Origin of the sequence: Streptomyces javensis, assembly GCF_039525925.1 — a bacterium.
GTDB classification, from domain to species: Bacteria; Actinomycetota; Actinomycetes; order Streptomycetales; family Streptomycetaceae; genus Streptomyces; species Streptomyces asiaticus.
In genome coordinates this window covers 13,391-29,064 of the sequence record NZ_BAAAIF010000015.1, presented here as the reverse complement: position 1 = coordinate 29,064, position 15,674 = coordinate 13,391, and the positions used below count along the sequence as shown (strand labels likewise).

The window sequence follows — 15,674 nt, the reverse complement described above, 5'->3', positions numbered from 1 at the left end:
CCGCTCCCCGCTCACGGCCCTCGCGGCCCTCGCCCGACGACTGCGAGTCCAGAACCGCACCCGCGCGGCCGAACCGACATCCCGGCCACGCGACCCCAGGCCGTCGCGAGACTGACGCTCCCGGCCTCGGTCCCATCCGCCAATGGCTGACCATCTGGGCCGGCGAGGTGGAGATCGAGCGCCGCCCGAACGAGGCCCGGCAGGCCACCGCGTGAGTCCGCGCCTGCTTCAGATCACTGCTTGGCGATCACCCCGAAGCGCCAAAGCGGCGAGGACCGCCCTCCGACGCGTCCGCCTCCGCCAGAAAGGGCCTGAGCACAGACAGCAGGGGGCCGGGGCGTTCCTCGGGGAGGAAGTGGCCGCTGTCGTCGATCACGGCGCCGCGGGTCGCCGGGGCGACCTGGCCGAGGCTGTGGACGGGGGCCGGGCCGCCGGCCCGGCCGCAGCCGACGGCCAGGGTGGGCATCGGGAGCGGAGTGCGGGCGAGTTCGGTGAGGGCGGCGGTATCGGCGGGGGCGTTGCGGTAGTACGCGAAGCCGTTGGCCAGCCGGCCCGGGCGGGTGTAGCTGCGCAGATAAGTGTCGACATCGGCGGGGCGGATGGCCCCGGCCTCCAGGGCATGCCCGTAGAAGTGCTCCAGCAGGATCCGCTCCCGGCCCTCCGCCAGCCGCTCCGCGAGGCCGGGCACCGAGAAGAAGCCGAAGTGCCAGAGCCCGGCGCGGGCGATCAGTTCGCTCAGCCCGAAGCCGTGCAGTGGCACGGCGAGCAGGGTGAAGCTGCGGACCGGGGCGGGGTGGGCGGCGGCCCACGCGTAGCCGATGGGGCCGCCCAGGTCGTGGCCGACGACATGGACCCGGTCCAGGCCCAGCTCGGCACGCCAGGCGTCGAGCAGATCGGCGGCGATCCGGACGCCGTGGCCGTGCGGGGAGGAGCCCGAGTCGCCCAGGCCCGGCAGGTCCACCGCGAACACCTCGTGGTGGCGGGCGAGTTCGGGGATCACCTTGCGCCAGGCGTACCAGGTCTGCGGCCAGCCGTGGAGCAGCACGACGGGGGTCCCCGGACCTTCCGCCCGCACCCAGTGCAGCCGTACGCCTTCGATCGTCGTCTCGCGGTGTTCCAGCGTTTCGCTCATGCGGGCCAGTCGAACACCGGCGCGACGATGCTTTCCTCTTTGATATATGAGACGTGAAGGGATTATTCGCGATCGGATATAGGCTTGGCCCTTATGGAGCTGCGCCATCTCCGCTACGCGCTCGCCCTCTCCGAGCACGCCCACTTCGGCCGCGCCGCCACCGCGCTGGGCATCCGGCAGCCCCCGCTGTCCCAGCAGATCAAGGCGCTGGAGACCGAGCTGGGCGTACGGCTCTTCGACCGCACCGGGCACGGGGTGCGGCCCACCGCCGCGGGTGAGGCGTTCCTGGCCCGGGCCCGGCAGGTGCTGGACCACCTCGACCTCGCCGTACGGGACGCGGCCGACGCCGGGCGGGGCGAAACCGGTTCGCTCGCCATCGGCTTCCTCGGCACCGCGCTGGCCGCCGTGCTGCCCGAGGTGCTCACCGCCTTCCGGACCCGCCGTCCGCAGGTCCGGCTGGAGCTGCGGGAACTCCCCAGCGCCCGGCAGATCGAGGCGCTGCTGGACGGCAGCCTGGACGCCGGGGTCATCTGCGGCCCGCCGCCCGCGGCCGCCCGGCGGCGGCTGACCAGCCTGCCGCTGGGCCGGGAGACCCTGGTGGCGGCGGTGCCGTCCGGCCACCCGCTGACCAGCGCCGCGGCCGTGCCCGTACGGGCGCTGGACAGCGAGCCGCTGATCCTCTCCTCGCGGCAGGCCGAGCCCGCCGCCGCCGATGTGGCGCTCGCGGTGTGCCGCGACGTCGGGGTCGAGCCGCGGATCGCGCATGAGGCGCACAATCTGCACACCCTGCTGGGGCTGGTCGCCTGCGGGCTCGGCATCGGCATCGGACCGGCGGGGATGCGGCGCTTCCGGCACGTCGGGGTGACCCTGCTGCCGCTGGAACCGGCCGCCGCCGGGCTGGAGTTCCACCTCGCCCACCGCTGCGGCCCGGTCCCGAGCGTCCTGGGCGCCTTCCTCCGCACGGTGCGCCAGATCCACAAGGGCTGACACCGCCGCCCGGCGCACGCCCACTCCCGTCCGTTTTGTCAACGCCATTGACATATCTCTACCACCCCTCGTATACCTCTCCCCATCGAAGCGCTTCGACGAACGTTGCACATGCGCCCTTCCTTCCCATCCTCCCGGAGGCAGCGGATGTTGACGGCACGGAAACGGACGAAACGAACGGCGGCCACCATCGCGGCCGCACTGGCAACATCCCTGCTCATCGCGGGTTGCGGGGACGGCGGAGACGAGGCCGGGGACGGTAAGTCACTCAAGCTGTGGCACTACGAGGCGCCCAACAGCGCCATGGGCATCGCCTGGAAGCAGGCGATCGAGGAGTTCAAGAAGAGCCATCCGGGCGTCACGGTGAAGGTCGAGGAGAAGGGCTTCGAACAGATCCAGAAGACCGCCTCCATGGTCCTCAACTCCGGTGACGCACCCGATCTGATGGAGTACAACAAGGGCAACGCCACCACCGGGCTGCTCTCCAAACAGGGCCTGCTCACCGACCTCACCCCCGAGGTCACCAAGCGCGGCTGGGACAAGCCGCTCAGCCCCGGCGTGCGCACCACCAGCCGCTATGACGCCCAGGGCGTGATGGGCTCCGGCAACTGGTACGGGATCCCCAACTACGCCGAATACACGATGGTCTTCTACAACAAGACCCTCTTCACCAAGCACCACATCAAGGTCCCGACGACCTCCGCCGAGTTCACCGCCGCCCTGAAGGCGTTCAAGGACAAGGGCGTCACCCCGCTCGCCGGCGCGGGCGCCGAATACCCCGCCCAGCAGTACGTGTACCAGCTCGCCCTCTCCAAAGCCGACCGCTCCTGGGTGGACGCCTACGAGCAGTACCAGGGCAAGCCGGACTTCCACGACACCGCCTGGACCTATGGCGCCACCACCTTCGCCGACTGGGTGAAGAAGGGCTATCTCGCCAAGAGCTCGAGCGGCGCCAAGGCCGAGGACGCGGGCGCGGCCTTCATCGCGGGGAAGTATCCGATGTTCTTCTCCGGCAGCTGGTGGTTCGGCCGCTTCAAGTCCGAGATGAAGGACGAGTGGGGCACCTTCCCCTTCCCCGGCTCCAAGCTCACCCTCGGCTCCGGCGGCAATCTCTGGGTCGTCCCCAAGGGTGCCAAGAACAAGGAGCTCGCCTACGACTTCATCGACATCACGATGAAGAAGGGCATCCAGAACACCCTCGGCAACAACGGCGGAGTGCCCGTGGCCGCCGATCCCTCGGCGATCACCGACCCCAAGTCCAAGGCCCTGATCAAGGACTTCACCAGCTACGCCGACGGCGATGGCCTGGCCTTCTACCCCGACTGGCCGGTCCCCGGCTTCTACGACGTCCTCGTCTCCGAGACCCAGAAGCTGATCACCGGCAGCGCCGGGCCGGACGCCTATCTGGACGCGCTGAAGAAGGCGTACGACGCGGGCGCGCCGAAGGGATGAGCTCCCGATGAGCTCGATGAGCTCCCACAGCCACGGCGTCCGACGCGGGCGCCGCGAGTATCCGTACGCCCTGTTCCTGCTCCCCGGCGCGCTGGCCTTCCTCGCCGTCATCGTCGTCCCGTTCCTGATGAACACCGGGATCAGCCTCACCCACTGGCAGGGCGTGGGCAGCCCGAAGTGGGCCGGGCTCGCCAACTACCGCGAGCTGCTGGACGACTCCGCGTTCTGGGAGTCCTTCCGGCACAGCCTGGCGATGGTGGTGGCGATGGCGGTGCTCCCCACCGCCCTCGGCCTGGTGCTGGCCGCCGCGCTCTTCGACTACATCGCCAAACACATCGGCACCCGCACCGCGAGCGTGCTGCGCGCCTGCTTCTACCTGCCGCAGGTGCTGCCGATCGCGGTGGCCGGAATCGTCTGGAGCTGGATCCTCGCCCCGGAGAACGGCGCGCTCAACGAGGCGCTGGGCGCCGTCGGGCTCGGCTCGCTGCGCCAGGACTGGCTGGGCGACCCGGACTTCGCGCTCTACAGCGTGATGGCCGTGATGGTGTGGGTCCAGCTGGGCTTTCCGCTGGTGGTCTTCATGGCGGGGCTCCAGCGCGCCGACCCGTCCCTGCACGAGGCGGCCGAGCTGGACGGGGCCTCGTGGTGGCGGCGGTTCTGGCATGTGACCCTGCCCCAGATCCGCCCGGAGATCTATGTCGTGCTGCTGTGGTGCACCATCGCGGCGCTCAAGGTCTTCGGCGCGGTGTACGTACTCACCAAGGGCGGGCCGGGCGGGGCCACCAACGTCCCCTCGTACTTCTCCTTCCAGTCCTTCTTCGAGAAGACGCAGGTCGGGTACGGCTCCGCGGTCTCCACCGCCCTCACCGTGATCATCCTGGCGCTGGCCCTGGTGGCGTTGCGCCTGCAAACCCGGGCGGAGGACCAGTGAACGCCGTCGGAAGGCCGGTGAACGCCGTCGGGAACGCCGCCGGAAGGCCGGTGAACGCCGTCAAGGGACAACGCGCCCCGGCCCGCTTCCCGGTGCTGGCCGCGCTGATCGTGGCGGCCGCCCTCATGGTGCTGCCGTTCCTCGTAGTGGCCCTCAACGCGGTGAAATCACCCGCCGACTACTCCACGCACGGCCCGCTGAGCCTGCCCGAGGGGATCCACCTCGACGGCCTGAGGGACTTCTGGCAGCGAGTGGACTTCGGCCGGAAGCTGTTCAACTCCGCGCTGATCTCCGGCTCGGTGGCGGTGCTCGCCGCGCTGCTGTCGGTGCTCAACGCGTATGCGATCGGCATCGGGCGGGTCAGGGGCCGCCCCTGGGTGCTGGCCTTCTTCGTGCTGGCCAACATGCTGCCGCAGGAGGCCCTGGTCTACCCGGTCTACTACCTGTCCAAGCAGGTGGGCCTGTACGACACCCGGCTGAGCGTGATCATCGTCTTCACCGTGATCCAGTCGGCCTTCGGCACCTATCTGCTCTCCTCCGTGCTCGGCGCCTTCCCCAGGGAGGTCATCGAGGCGGCCCGGATCGACGGCGCCACCAAGTGGCAGGTGCTGTGGCGGGTCGTGGTGCCGGTCAGCCGCCCCACCATCGGGGTGCTGCTGGTCTTCTTCTTCATCTGGACCTGGAACGAGTTCCTGCTGCCCCTGGTGATGCTGATCTCCAACGACAACCAGACGGTCTCGGTGGCGCTCGGCGTCCTCCAGGGCCAGCGGCTGATGGACGCCACCATGACCAACGCGGCCGCCCTGCTGGGGGTGCTCCCCGCGTTCTGCTTCTTCCTGATCTTCCAGCGGACCCTGACCCGTGGCATCGCCATGGGCGCGGTCAAATGACGAGGAGGGCCGCATGAAGTTCAGCGACGGCTACTGGAGACTGCGCGAGGGCGTCGATGCCGCGTACCCGCAGGGGGTGCTCGATGTGGAGACCGGCCCCGGCACCCTCACCGTCCACGCCCCCACCCATCCCGTACGCCACCGGGGCGACCTGCTCAAGGGTCCCGCCCTGACCCTGACCTGCACCGCCCCCATGCCCGATGTGATCGCCGTCCGGATCACCCACTTCGCGGGCGGGGTCGAGCGCGGCCCGTCGTTCGAGATCGCCCGCGAGACGCACGAGGCCGAGGTGAGCTGTGACGACGGGGAGGCCCGGCTCACCTCGGGCGCGCTCTCGGTGCGCTTCTCCCGCACCGGCCCCTGGCGGATGGACTTCGCGGCCGCCGGGCACACCCTCACCAGCAGCGGCGTCAAGGACATGGGCATCATGGAGACCGCCGACGGCGGCCACCACCTGCGCGAACGGCTGGCGCTGCGGGTCGGCACCTCCTCTTACGGCCTCGGCGAGCGCTTCGGCCCGCTGGTGCGGAACGGCCAGGCCGTCGACATCTGGAACGCCGACGGCGGCACCGCCACCGAGCAGGCGTACAAGAACGTCCCGTTCCTCCTCACCGACGCGGGCTACGGCGTCTTCGTGGACCACCCCGGCCGGGTCTCCTTCGAGGTCGGCTCGGAGGCGGTGTCCCGGATCCAGTTCAGCGCCGAGGACCAGGAGCTCACGTACTACGTCATCCACGGACCCACCCCGAAGGACATCCTGCGCCGCTACACCGCGCTCACCGGCCGCCCCGCGCTGCCGCCCGCGTGGTCCTTCGGGCTGTGGCTGTCCACCTCCTTCACCACCTCCTACGACGAGGAGACGGTCACCGGCTTCGTGGACGGCATGGCGGAGCGCGCGCTGCCGCTGTCCGTCTTCCACTTCGACTGCTTCTGGATGCGCGAGTACCAGTGGTGCGACTTCACCTGGGATCCACGGGTCTTCCCCGATCCGGAGGGCATGCTGCGGCGGCTGCGCGAGCGGGGGCTGAGGATCTCCGTCTGGATCAATCCGTACATCGGCCAGCGCTCCCCGCTGTTCGCCGAGGGCAAGGCCGCCGGGCATCTGCTGAAGCGGCCGGACGGGTCGGTGTGGCAGTGGGACCTGTGGCAGCCGGGCATGGCGCTGGTCGACTTCACCAGCCCCGCCGCCCGCGCCTGGTACGCGGCCAAGCTGACCGCGCTGCTGGACATGGGCGTGGACTGCTTCAAGACCGACTTCGGCGAGCGGGTGCCGTTGGACGTGGCCTACGCGGACGGCTCCGACCCCGAGCGGATGCACAACTACTACACCCACCTCTACAACCGCACCGTCCACGAGGCGCTGAGCGAGCGGCGCGGGGAGGGCGAGGCGGTGGTCTTCGCGCGCTCGGCCACGGCGGGCGGCCAGCGGTTCCCGGTGCACTGGGGCGGCGACTGCGAGTCCACCTACGAGGCGATGGCCGAATCGCTGCGCGGCGGGCTCTCGCTGGGCCTCTCCGGCTTCGGCTTCTGGAGCCATGACATCGGCGGTTTCGAGGGCACCCCGGACCCGGCCCTGTTCAAGCGGTGGATCGCCTTCGGGCTGCTGTCCTCGCACAGCAGGCTGCACGGCTCGGCCTCCTACCGGGTGCCCTGGCTCTTCGACGAGGAGTCGGTCGAGGTGCTGCGCCACTTCACCCGGCTGAAGCTGCGGCTGATGCCGTATCTGTACGAGGCGGCGCGGCAGGCGCACACCGAGGGCATCCCGGTGATGCGCGCCATGGTCCTGGAGTTCCCGGACGACCCCGGGTGCGCGGGTCTCGAGCGGCAGTACATGCTCGGTGGGGATCTGCTGGTCGCCCCGGTCTTCGACGACGAGGGCGAGGTGGCGTACTACGTGCCCGAGGGCGTCTGGACGCATGTGCTCAGCGGGCGGACGGTGCGCGGCCCGCGCTGGGTGCGCGAGACCCACGGCTTCCTGAGCGTCCCGCTGCTGGCCCGCCCCGGCGCGGTGATCCCGTTCGGGGCGGCCGACGACCGCCCCGACGCGGACTGGGCGGACGGGGTCACACTGCGGGTGTACGAACCGGCGGAGGGCCAGGTCACGGTGCGGGTGCCGCGCCCGGACGGCACGACGGCCGCCACCTTCACCGTCGTCCGGGACGGGGCGGTGCTGCGCGCCGAGGCCACCGGCACCTCGGCGCCGTGGCGGCTGGAGGCGGCCGGCGGCCCGTCGGCGGATGCGGCGGCGGGGACGGCGGTGCTGACGGTGCGGCTGCCGTAGCGCTGGCGCTGGTGCTGGTGCTGGCGCTGGCGCTGGTGCTGGCGCTGGCGCTGGCGCTAAGCGGATCGGCGGAAGTCGGCGGCGGTTCGGTGCGCCCCGAAGGGGCGCGGGGCTGTGTCGATATGCGGCTCCGCCGCGCGGCTGTGTCGATATGCGGCTCCGCCGCGTGGGACCAGCCACGACGGTGGCGCGGACGATCGACGGCAGGTCAGGGCACTTCCCGCGGAGCGCTCAGCAGCGCCGGGGCTTGGCCCAGGCGCATTCGAGTCCGGCGTCGGCCGTCGCGGCCGTGGCGCCCCGTACGGCACGGGGCCGCACCGCCTCCGCATGGCCCTCGCCGGACTTCGCGAGCGTCACCACGATCGCGTCCTCCAGGTTCTTCACCGACGGAGCGAGGTAGTTGTTGAGGACGACGCTGTAGACCAGCTCCCTGCCGTCCGCGTCGGTGACATAGCCGGAGAGCGCGGAGGCGCCGGTCAGGGAGCCGGTCTTGCCGCGCGCGTTCCCGGCCGCCGGGGTGGAGCACATCCGCGTACGCAGGGTGCCGCCCACGAACCGGTCCGGGGCGCAGGCCACCGGCAGCGAGGCGTACCAGTCGGCGTACCAGGGCTCGTCGCGCACCGACAGCAGCAGTTCGGTGAGGCGCCCGGCCGCGATGTTGTCCATCCGGGACAGCCCCGAGCCGTCCACCTGGCGCACCGCGCCGGTGTCCACGCCCTGCTTCTTCAGCCAGTCGGCGATGGCGGCGAGCCCCGCGTCCCAGGTGCCGCGCCCGGCCGTCTCATAGCCGATGGCCTTGGTGAGCGCCTCGGCGTGGATGTTGTTGGACAGCTTCATGAAGGGGACGAGCAGCTCCTTGAGCGGCATGGAGCGGTGCGAGGTGAGCGTTCGGGCGTCCGCCGGGGCGGCCCGGCCCAGGCGGGTGGGCCCGGCCACGCGGACGCCGTGCCGTTCGAGCGCGTCGGCGAAGACCGAGGTGGCGTAGCCGGTGGGCTCCCAGACGCTCACCCACTCCTTGGCGGTCGCCGACCCGGCCGGGAGGGCGCCGCTGACGGTGATGGTGTTGGAGCCGTGCTGCCGCTCGAGGGTGAGGCTGCCGCTTCCGCCGCCGCTTCCGGTGCTCGCGCGGTTGTCGATCCGTACGTACGCGTTCGGCGGTGTGACGGTGACCTTCGGCCGGTCGCCGGCGGCCGCGCCCGGGGTGACCTCCACGATGACGCTGCCCGCGTCGTAGTCGGTGTCGGGGGCGAGGGTCAGCGCGGAGATCTGCGCCGCGTAGTACGAGGACTCGTCGTCGGCGGCCCAGGAGCGGCCCACCCGCTGGGCGTCGAAGCGGGTGTCATCGGCGATCAGCCGCCCGCTGACCTTGGTGATCCCCGCGTCGGCGACGCCCTTCGCCAGGCGGTCGCAGTCCCCGGCGAGCATCGCGGGGTCGCCGGTGCCGCGAAGGTAAAGATCGCCCCGGAGGGTGTGCCCACGGCGGGCGCCGTCGGCCAGCACATCGGTGCGGAAGCGGTGGTCGGGTCCGAGCAGCCCCATGGCGGCGGCCGAGGTGAACAGCTTGGTGTTGGAGGCGGGCATCAGCCGGCCGTCGGGCCGGTGCCGGTAGAGCACGGCACCGGAGTCGGCGTCGGCGACCACCACCCCGGCCGCGCCGCCCTTCAGCAGGGGGTCGGCGAGGATGGTGTCGATGGCGTCGCCGATCCCGGCGCGGGGGGCGTCCGCACCGGCCGGCGAGCTCCAGGTGAGGGTACAGATCAGCCCGATGACGAGGGGCCAGCTCCAGGCACGCGCACGACGGTTCACAGGTCTCCTCATGGCACGGCAGGATCCCGTACCCCGCCCCTTCGCAACAGAGCACCCGAAGGTGGCAACCGAAGTTCCGGATCACCGCGTCCCCTGTATCGGACGGGGGGACATCGAACACGACGAAAGGCGAACCACCGATGGCCATGCCCGGAGCCGATCTGCTCTGCGTCGCGGTCGGCCTGTTCCTCTACCTATGCGCCCTGCGCGACGCCCGGCTGGTGCGGCGGCTGCGCCGCGAGGGGTTCCGTACGGAGGGGCTGGTGGTCGCCAACGTCGTGGACCGCCAGACCCGGAACGGGAACCGGAACCCGACCCAGACGCCGGTCGTCCGGTTCCACGACCACCAGGGCTACGAGGTGGAGTTCACGACCGCGATCCAGGGCATCGGCCTGGGGCTGGCGACCGGCCGGAGGGTGGACGTGAGGTACCTCCCGGGCGAGTCGCAGCAGGCCCGGGTGTGGATGCGACGCCACATACTCGGCCCGGCGGCGGGCCTGACCCTGGGCGGCACGATCTTCCTCGGCTTCGGCCTGGTGATCGCCTTCAGCTGACCACCGCAAGCGGGGCGGGGGCGGGACCCCGGGGCGGGGGCGCGACCCCGGGGCGCGAGGTTACCGCCGTGGGCGGGGCAGTGCCGGACCGGCCACGGGCGGCCCAGGGCCCGGACATCAACCACCGTCTCCGCCGGAACCACCGGCCCCGCCGGAACCACCGGCCCCGCCGGAACCGCCATCCCCGGCGGAACCGCCATCCCCACCGGGCGCGGCCGTCAGGGCGAGGCTCACGGGGAGGGCGGCGACGGCCTCGCGGAGGCGATCGGCCAGTTCCCCGGCGGTGGGCGGCTCGGTACGACCCGTGCCAACCGCCTCGTCGGCCTCATCCGCCCGCGCCACCCAACTCGCCACCGCCCCGTGGAACGCGGCGACCAGCATGTCCACGGCCAGCCGCGGCCGGAGGTCGCCCGGCGCGCCGAGGCCGAACCGGCGGTGCAGGATCGCCAGCGCCTCCTGCGTGGTGGCCTCGCAGAACTGGAGGCCGTGCGCGCCCATCGAGGGCGTCCGCTCGGCCAGCCGCCGGCTGAGCAGCATCCGGCGGGCCCAGCCCTCGTCGTCCATCCGCGCCAGCGCGGCCAGCAGCGCGTCCCGCCCCAGCTCCACCACCGGCAGCCCGTCCGGGTGCGCGGTCTCCAGCTCCTCCAGGAAGACCCGCCACAGATCCTGGTCGGGGGCCATCGCGACGTCTTCCTTGCTGGTGAAGGTGCGGAAGAAGGTGCGCTTGGAGACCTCGACCTCCTCGCACAGCTCATCCAGCGTCACCCCGCCGAAGCCACGCCGGGTGAACAGCTCCAGCGCGGTGTCTATCAGCGTCTGACGGGTGCGCCGCTTCTTGCGTTCGCGCAGTGAGGAGTTGGGAGCGGCAGTCACGGCGAAAAGTGTAGCCGTCATCGATGACGCCACTTGCACGCGTTTGCCACTCAGTGGCATAACTGATGTCGCCATCATTCACCGGAAAGGCGAACCGCCATGCGCGCCCTGCTCGTTGACCACTCCTCCCCCTCCGGCCTCCGCATCGGCGAAGCCGCCGACCCCGAACCCGCCCCCCACCAGGCACTGGTCCGGGTGACCGCCACCTCCCTCAACTACGGCGAGGTCGCCCACCGGACCGAGGCCCCCGACGGCACCGTGCTGGGCTGGGACGCCGCCGGAGTGGTCGAGCGCGCGGCCGCCGACGGCTCGGGACCGGCCGCCGGAACCCCCGTCGTCACCCTGGGCGCGAACGGCGGCTGGGCGGAGCTGCGCGCGGTGGACACCGGAACGCTCGGCGTCCCGCCCGCCGGTGCCGACCCCGGCGCGATCAGCACCATCCCGGTCGCGGGCGGCAGCGCCCTGCGCGCACTGCGCCGGATCGGCGACACCCTCGGCCGCCGCATCCTGGTCACGGGCGCCACCGGCGGGGTCGGCCGGTACGCCGTCCAGCTCGCCCGGCTCGGCGGCGCGTACGTCATCGCCACCACCGGCGACCCCGCCGCCCACGGCGACGCCCTGCGGGCGCTGGGCGCGCATGAGGTGATCGCGAAGCCGGAGGAGGTCGACGAGCCGGTGCACGGAGTCGTGGACATGGTCGGCGGACCGCAGCTGGTGGCCGCGTACGACAAGCTCGCCGCGCACGGCACCCTGGTCTCCGTCGGCCATGTCACGGGCCAGCCCGAGACCTTCCCGTTCGGCGCCCTCTACGGCAACGAAGGCCGCCACAACCGCTCCATCGTCACCTTCTACCTCCTCGACCGCCCCGACATCGGCCCGGACCTGGGCTGGCTCGCGGAACGCGTCGCGACGGGCGACCTGGACCCCCAGATCACCTGGCGCGGCGGCTGGGACCGGGCCGAGGAGGCCGTCGCCGCCCTCCTGGACCGCCGCCTCCACGGCAAGGCGGTCCTGGACATCGGCTGACCATCACCGTGAGAACAGGCGCCTCCGGCGAGGACTGGGCGGTCCCCACCGCCCGGTATCCCCACGCCACGTAGAGGGCCTGCACCTTCCCGTCCTGGTTCAGGGGGTTGACCATCAACGAGACTTGTGACTCGGGCCGCCCGGCCAGCAGGACGTCATGCAGCCCACGGGCGATCCCCTGCCTGCGCCACCGCTGGCGGACCATCATCTCTTTCACCGCGACGGTCGAAGCACTCGCGATGCCCGGCTCGGGCTCCGGGCGCGTGCGGCGCCACCAGCGGTCCTCCGCTCCGGTGAGCCGGTTGGCGTAGAGATAGCCGACCGGCTCACCCGACCCGTACGCCACCACGGCCTCCCACCCCGGTTCCCCGGCATGCCGCCGCAGCCGCTCCCCGAACGCTCCGGGTGCGTAATGCGGCAAATGGAGCTTGTGCGCCCAGCACTCTCGGTAGATGTCCAGCAGGTCATCCCACACGGACTCCACATCACCGACCCGGACGAAGCTCAGGTTGCCATCCACCGCGTCAGTCGGGCAGGGCCCCGGTGCGGGCGGCGAATTCCCGCACGCCCGGCACTCGGGCGGGCAGGTACAACAGGTCCGCCGTCAGGGCACGCACTGCCGGCCGCCGCGCTTCCTGCGGCGCCTCCTGCTCCACCTTGCGGAGCGCCGCGAAGGTCTGCGGGTGGTCGCCGAGGGCGTGCCACATGCGGGCCGTATCCGTCCAGGCGCGGGCGCGGCGCTCCGCCGTCGGCATGCGGTCGATGTTCAGCCGTGCGGCGACCTTCACGCCCTCGTCAGGCGTGCCGAGTGCGTTGAGTACGCCGATCCGGTACACGTCCACCTGCGTCCGGCTGGCGTCCACGGTGAACAGTCCCGGTACCGCCTGGCGCCGCTCCGTCTCCTCCTGAGCCTCACCCAGCAGGCCCAGCGCCGTGGCCCGGTCCCTGCTGGTGGCCGCTGTGTACGCGGCCGTCAGCAGCAGCGTCGTACGCACCGCCCCGGTCGAGGACCGGCCCACATCCAGATCGGCCGCCTCCTGCGTGAGCAGCCGCACCGCGGCCGGGCACCGTCCCGAGCGCCGCATGGTGATCGCGAGCACCCGAGAGGACTCCCCGATCGGAACCGGGTGGCCGCTGGCCCGGGCCGCGGTCAACGCACGGTCGGCAGCCACCCAGGCCGCGTCGTTGTGCTGTTTGAGCGCCAACTCGGCAGCCAGCACGTATGCCCGCGCGAGCACCATGCCCGCCTGCTCTCGCGCCCGCCCGCTCGACGCGTCCCGCGTCGCCGAGGCCGCGGCGAGCAGGCCCGGCAGCGCGCGCCCCAGAGAGGTGTATCGAGCGGCGCAGAAGTCCGATCGTGCGGCCGCTGCCTGCTGGACGAGGCGGGCCGGCGGAACCGGGGCAGCAGAGGGGAGCCGGAAGAGAGCGTCCTCCAGGCCGACCACCGGGTCGAAGGGGCCGGACGCGGCACCGGCTGGTGCGGCACCTACAACGGCCGTTGCCCCGGCCGCCAACGCACCGGTGAGCAGTTCCCTACGACGCACCGCATCCTCCTCGCCCGATGGACACTCCACGGTATCGACCATGGGTCCGCCCGGCACAGGAGTCGCGATCAGCCGGTCGAGTGGGAGGTTCAAGAACGCCGCGAACCGCACCAGCGCGGCGTGGTCGAGCCGCATGCGGCCGGACTCGATCCGGGAGACGGCCGACGCGGAGTAGCCGCACGCCTGACCGACTTGCGCCTGAGTGAGGCGGGCGGCGCAGCGGGCGCCACGAAGGATCGACCCGATGTCAACTCTCGTTGAACCAACGTCCATAGGTACCTCCTACGGAACAACGGGAGACACGACACTAGGGATACCGGGAGCGGGTGGGGAGGGCGTATAGAAGCACGCCATGTGCGGGTTCGGCACACGGCGTGCGGAAGGCCGCTTCACGCTCCCGCACGAGGCGGTGGGCCGCGATGGTGATGACACGCCCGGCGGCAGACCCGGGCATTCCCAACGGCATGCGGCGAGCCCCGTTCCCCGAGGTCGCCACGCTGCCTGGCCCACTCACCAGAAGGCCGACGAGATGACCACGATGATGACCAGCAAGCCCTCACCGCTCACACCCACTGGCACAGGCCATCCGACCTACACCCAGTCGCTCCCGTGCGCCGAGGAGTCCGTAGGCATCGCGCGCCTGTCGGTCGCCGCGACCCTGCGGGCCTGGGGACTGGAGGACCTGGTGGACGACGCCCGCTTGATCGCCTCAGAGCTGGCCACCAACGCGATCCGGCACGCCACCCGCCATATCCCCGCCCCCGAGCAGCGCGGCTGCTTCCGCCTCAAGGTCGAACGCCCCAGCGATCACCTGGTACGAATCTCGACGTTCGACCGGTCCCGCACGATTCCCCGCATCATCGAGGCGAGCGAAACAGCTGAGTCCGGGCGCGGCATGGCCGTAGTGGACGCCGTCTCCTGCCGGTGGGGCATCGACCCCAAGCCGTGGGGCAAAGGCGTCTGGGCAGAGTGTGCCACCCCGGATCACCTGCCGTGACGCGTGACCGCAGCCCGACGTACCCGGTGCCCAGACCGAAGCACCGAACGTCCCTGCCTTCGTAAGGAGATGCACGTGGAAACCACGGACCTTGCCCGGCTGGATACCTACTTCGGCCGCATCGTGCAGCGGTTTCAGCTGCCCGACCGGCCCGCTTCGCTCCTGGTCACGCATCTGCTGGCCGAGCGCCCAGCGTTCGTCCGAGCCGTGGCCGGTCTGTCGGACCTGCGTGCCGTACTCCCCAAGCCGAAGTCGATCAGTCCCACCGCCCGCCGGGAGGTCGAGCGGTCCTTCCCCTGCGACGCACTGTCCCGGGGCCTGTTCGCAAACCCGGATTCCGCCGTGACGTATCTGGAGACGCGAGCGGCAGGCGATGACGTGTTGCTGCTCGACGTGGGCGGCTACTTCGCCCCCGCACTGGAAGCCCTGTACGACCAGTTCTCCGGCCGGATCCTCGGCGTGGTCGAGGACACCGAGAACGGGCACCGCCGGTACGCCGAGATCGACAAGCTGCCCTGCCCCGTCGTGTCCGTGGCCCGCTCACCGCTCAAGGACCCGGAGGACTTCCTCGTCGGCCAGTCCATCGTGTTCTCCACCGAAGCCCTGCTACGGGGCAGAGGCGAGATCTTGCACGGCCGCCCCGCCCTGGTCCTCGGATTCGGGAAGCTCGGCTCCAGCATCGCCCGCCTCCTGCATGCCAAAGGCATCCAGGTCACCGTGTACGACATCAGCCCCATCCGGCGCGCCCAGGCGCTCTCCCAGGGCTTCGGCGTCGCCCGCGATCGGGACCACGCCCTCACCCAGGCCGGACTGGTCCTGTGCGCGACCGGTTCCCTGTCGCTGCGCGGCGAGGATTTCCCGCAGCTCCGCAACGGCGCCTACGTGGCCACCGTCACCAGCAGCGAAGACGAACTGGAACTGGACGGACTGCCGGCCAGCTATACCCGCAGCGCCGCCGGAGATGGCATCACCCGCTACCTCGCCACCGGCCACTACTTCTATCTGCTCAACAACGGCAACGCCGTCAACTTTCTGCACGGCGCCAGCGTCGGCCCGTTCATCTTCCTCGTACAGGCCGAGATACTGGCCGCCCTCCGCATGCTGGCGCGGGGAAACCTCGCCCCGGGCATGCACGAGGTGCCGTCCGAGGACCGTGCGACCATCGCCGCGACCTGGCTCAACTACTACAACCGCTAGGGGA

At 71.4% G+C, this 15,674-nt stretch carries 13 protein-coding genes; 9 read left to right on the top strand and 4 right to left on the bottom strand.

Annotated elements, in window-relative coordinates; all coding sequences use genetic code 11:
• Positions 1-247: 247 nt before the first annotated feature.
• Positions 248-1,132, bottom strand: coding sequence for an alpha/beta fold hydrolase (locus tag ABD329_RS16050; protein ID WP_198281610.1), 885 nt, complete (start codon positions 1,130-1,132; stop codon positions 248-250).
• Positions 1,133-1,225: 93 nt separating this feature from the next.
• Here ABD329_RS16050 and ABD329_RS16045 point away from each other — a divergent pair, with 93 nt between their 5' ends.
• The 5 genes from ABD329_RS16045 (at position 1,226) to yicI (ending at position 7,673) form a co-directional block, all read left to right on the top strand.
• Entirely contained in the window at positions 1,226-2,119 is an 894-nt protein-coding gene (locus tag ABD329_RS16045) for a LysR family transcriptional regulator (RefSeq protein ID WP_198281609.1), read from the top strand.
• Between the two features lie 147 nt (positions 2,120-2,266).
• Positions 2,267-3,571, top strand: a complete 1,305-nt coding sequence (locus tag ABD329_RS16040) for an extracellular solute-binding protein (RefSeq protein ID WP_198281608.1) — start codon at positions 2,267-2,269, stop codon at positions 3,569-3,571.
• A gap of 16 nt (positions 3,572-3,587) precedes the next feature.
• Positions 3,588-4,502, top strand: coding sequence for a carbohydrate ABC transporter permease (locus tag ABD329_RS16035; RefSeq protein WP_344316549.1), 915 nt, complete (start codon positions 3,588-3,590; stop codon positions 4,500-4,502).
• A 125-nt stretch (positions 4,503-4,627) separates the two neighbouring features.
• The gene (locus ABD329_RS16030) at positions 4,628-5,392 is read left to right on the top strand and encodes a carbohydrate ABC transporter permease (RefSeq protein ID WP_198281077.1); all 765 of its coding nucleotides are present in this window, start codon (positions 4,628-4,630) and stop codon (positions 5,390-5,392) included.
• 13 nt (positions 5,393-5,405) lie between these two features.
• Entirely contained in the window at positions 5,406-7,673 is a 2,268-nt protein-coding gene (gene yicI / locus ABD329_RS16025; RefSeq protein WP_198281074.1) for an alpha-xylosidase, read from the top strand.
• A gap of 231 nt (positions 7,674-7,904) precedes the next feature.
• On the opposite strand, the gene dacB is transcribed toward yicI, so the two are convergent.
• Positions 7,905-9,491 (bottom strand): D-alanyl-D-alanine carboxypeptidase/D-alanyl-D-alanine endopeptidase, encoded by a 1,587-nt coding sequence (gene dacB / locus ABD329_RS16020; RefSeq protein ID WP_198281075.1) that lies wholly within the window; start codon positions 9,489-9,491, stop codon positions 7,905-7,907.
• Positions 9,492-9,619: 128 nt separating this feature from the next.
• Between dacB and ABD329_RS16015 the strand changes: the two genes are divergently transcribed.
• Positions 9,620-10,033: a DUF3592 domain-containing protein gene (locus ABD329_RS16015; RefSeq protein WP_198281076.1), complete on the top strand. Its 414-nt coding sequence runs from the start codon at positions 9,620-9,622 to the stop codon at positions 10,031-10,033.
• A 117-nt stretch (positions 10,034-10,150) separates the two neighbouring features.
• Here ABD329_RS16015 and ABD329_RS16010 read toward each other — a convergent pair whose 3' ends face one another.
• Positions 10,151-10,906, bottom strand: a complete 756-nt coding sequence (locus ABD329_RS16010) for a TetR/AcrR family transcriptional regulator (protein ID WP_344316526.1) — start codon at positions 10,904-10,906, stop codon at positions 10,151-10,153.
• A 99-nt stretch (positions 10,907-11,005) separates the two neighbouring features.
• Here ABD329_RS16010 and ABD329_RS16005 point away from each other — a divergent pair, with 99 nt between their 5' ends.
• The gene (locus ABD329_RS16005) at positions 11,006-11,932 is read left to right on the top strand and encodes a zinc-binding dehydrogenase (protein WP_344316525.1); all 927 of its coding nucleotides are present in this window, start codon (positions 11,006-11,008) and stop codon (positions 11,930-11,932) included.
• 524 nt (positions 11,933-12,456) lie between these two features.
• Here the strand turns inward: ABD329_RS16005 and ABD329_RS16000 are convergent.
• Positions 12,457-13,749 carry a helix-turn-helix domain-containing protein gene (locus ABD329_RS16000; protein WP_198277928.1) on the bottom strand — a complete coding sequence of 431 codons (1,293 nt, stop codon included), beginning with the start codon at positions 13,747-13,749 and terminating at the stop codon, positions 12,457-12,459.
• Positions 13,750-14,005: 256 nt separating this feature from the next.
• Between ABD329_RS16000 and ABD329_RS15995 the strand changes: the two genes are divergently transcribed.
• Positions 14,006-14,473 carry an ATP-binding protein gene (locus tag ABD329_RS15995; protein ID WP_198277927.1) on the top strand — a complete coding sequence of 156 codons (468 nt, stop codon included), beginning with the start codon at positions 14,006-14,008 and terminating at the stop codon, positions 14,471-14,473.
• Positions 14,474-14,548: 75 nt separating this feature from the next.
• Positions 14,549-15,670 (top strand): adenosylhomocysteinase, encoded by a 1,122-nt coding sequence (locus ABD329_RS15990; RefSeq protein WP_198277926.1) that lies wholly within the window; start codon positions 14,549-14,551, stop codon positions 15,668-15,670.
• Positions 15,671-15,674 lie beyond the last annotated feature (4 nt).

Bases quoted from the DNA above. Each gene is read 5' to 3' on its own strand.
- ABD329_RS16035 (WP_344316549.1), top strand. From the start codon at position 3,588: ATGAGCTCCCACAGCCACGGCGTCCGACGCGGGCGCCGCGAGTATCCG.
- ABD329_RS16030 (WP_198281077.1), top strand. From the start codon at position 4,628: ATGGTGCTGCCGTTCCTCGTAGTGGCCCTCAACGCGGTGAAATCACCC.
- ABD329_RS16050 (WP_198281610.1), bottom strand. From the start codon at position 1,132: ATGAGCGAAACGCTGGAACACCGCGAGACGACGATCGAAGGCGTACGG.
- ABD329_RS16000 (WP_198277928.1), bottom strand. From the start codon at position 13,749: ATGGACGTTGGTTCAACGAGAGTTGACATCGGGTCGATCCTTCGTGGC.
- ABD329_RS15995 (WP_198277927.1), top strand. From the start codon at position 14,006: ATGACCACGATGATGACCAGCAAGCCCTCACCGCTCACACCCACTGGC.
- ABD329_RS16015 (WP_198281076.1), top strand. From the start codon at position 9,620: ATGGCCATGCCCGGAGCCGATCTGCTCTGCGTCGCGGTCGGCCTGTTC.
- ABD329_RS16045 (WP_198281609.1), top strand. From the start codon at position 1,226: ATGGAGCTGCGCCATCTCCGCTACGCGCTCGCCCTCTCCGAGCACGCC.
- dacB (WP_198281075.1), bottom strand. From the start codon at position 9,491: ATGAGGAGACCTGTGAACCGTCGTGCGCGTGCCTGGAGCTGGCCCCTC.
- ABD329_RS16005 (WP_344316525.1), top strand. From the start codon at position 11,006: ATGCGCGCCCTGCTCGTTGACCACTCCTCCCCCTCCGGCCTCCGCATC.
- ABD329_RS16040 (WP_198281608.1), top strand. From the start codon at position 2,267: ATGTTGACGGCACGGAAACGGACGAAACGAACGGCGGCCACCATCGCG.
- yicI (WP_198281074.1), top strand. From the start codon at position 5,406: ATGAAGTTCAGCGACGGCTACTGGAGACTGCGCGAGGGCGTCGATGCC.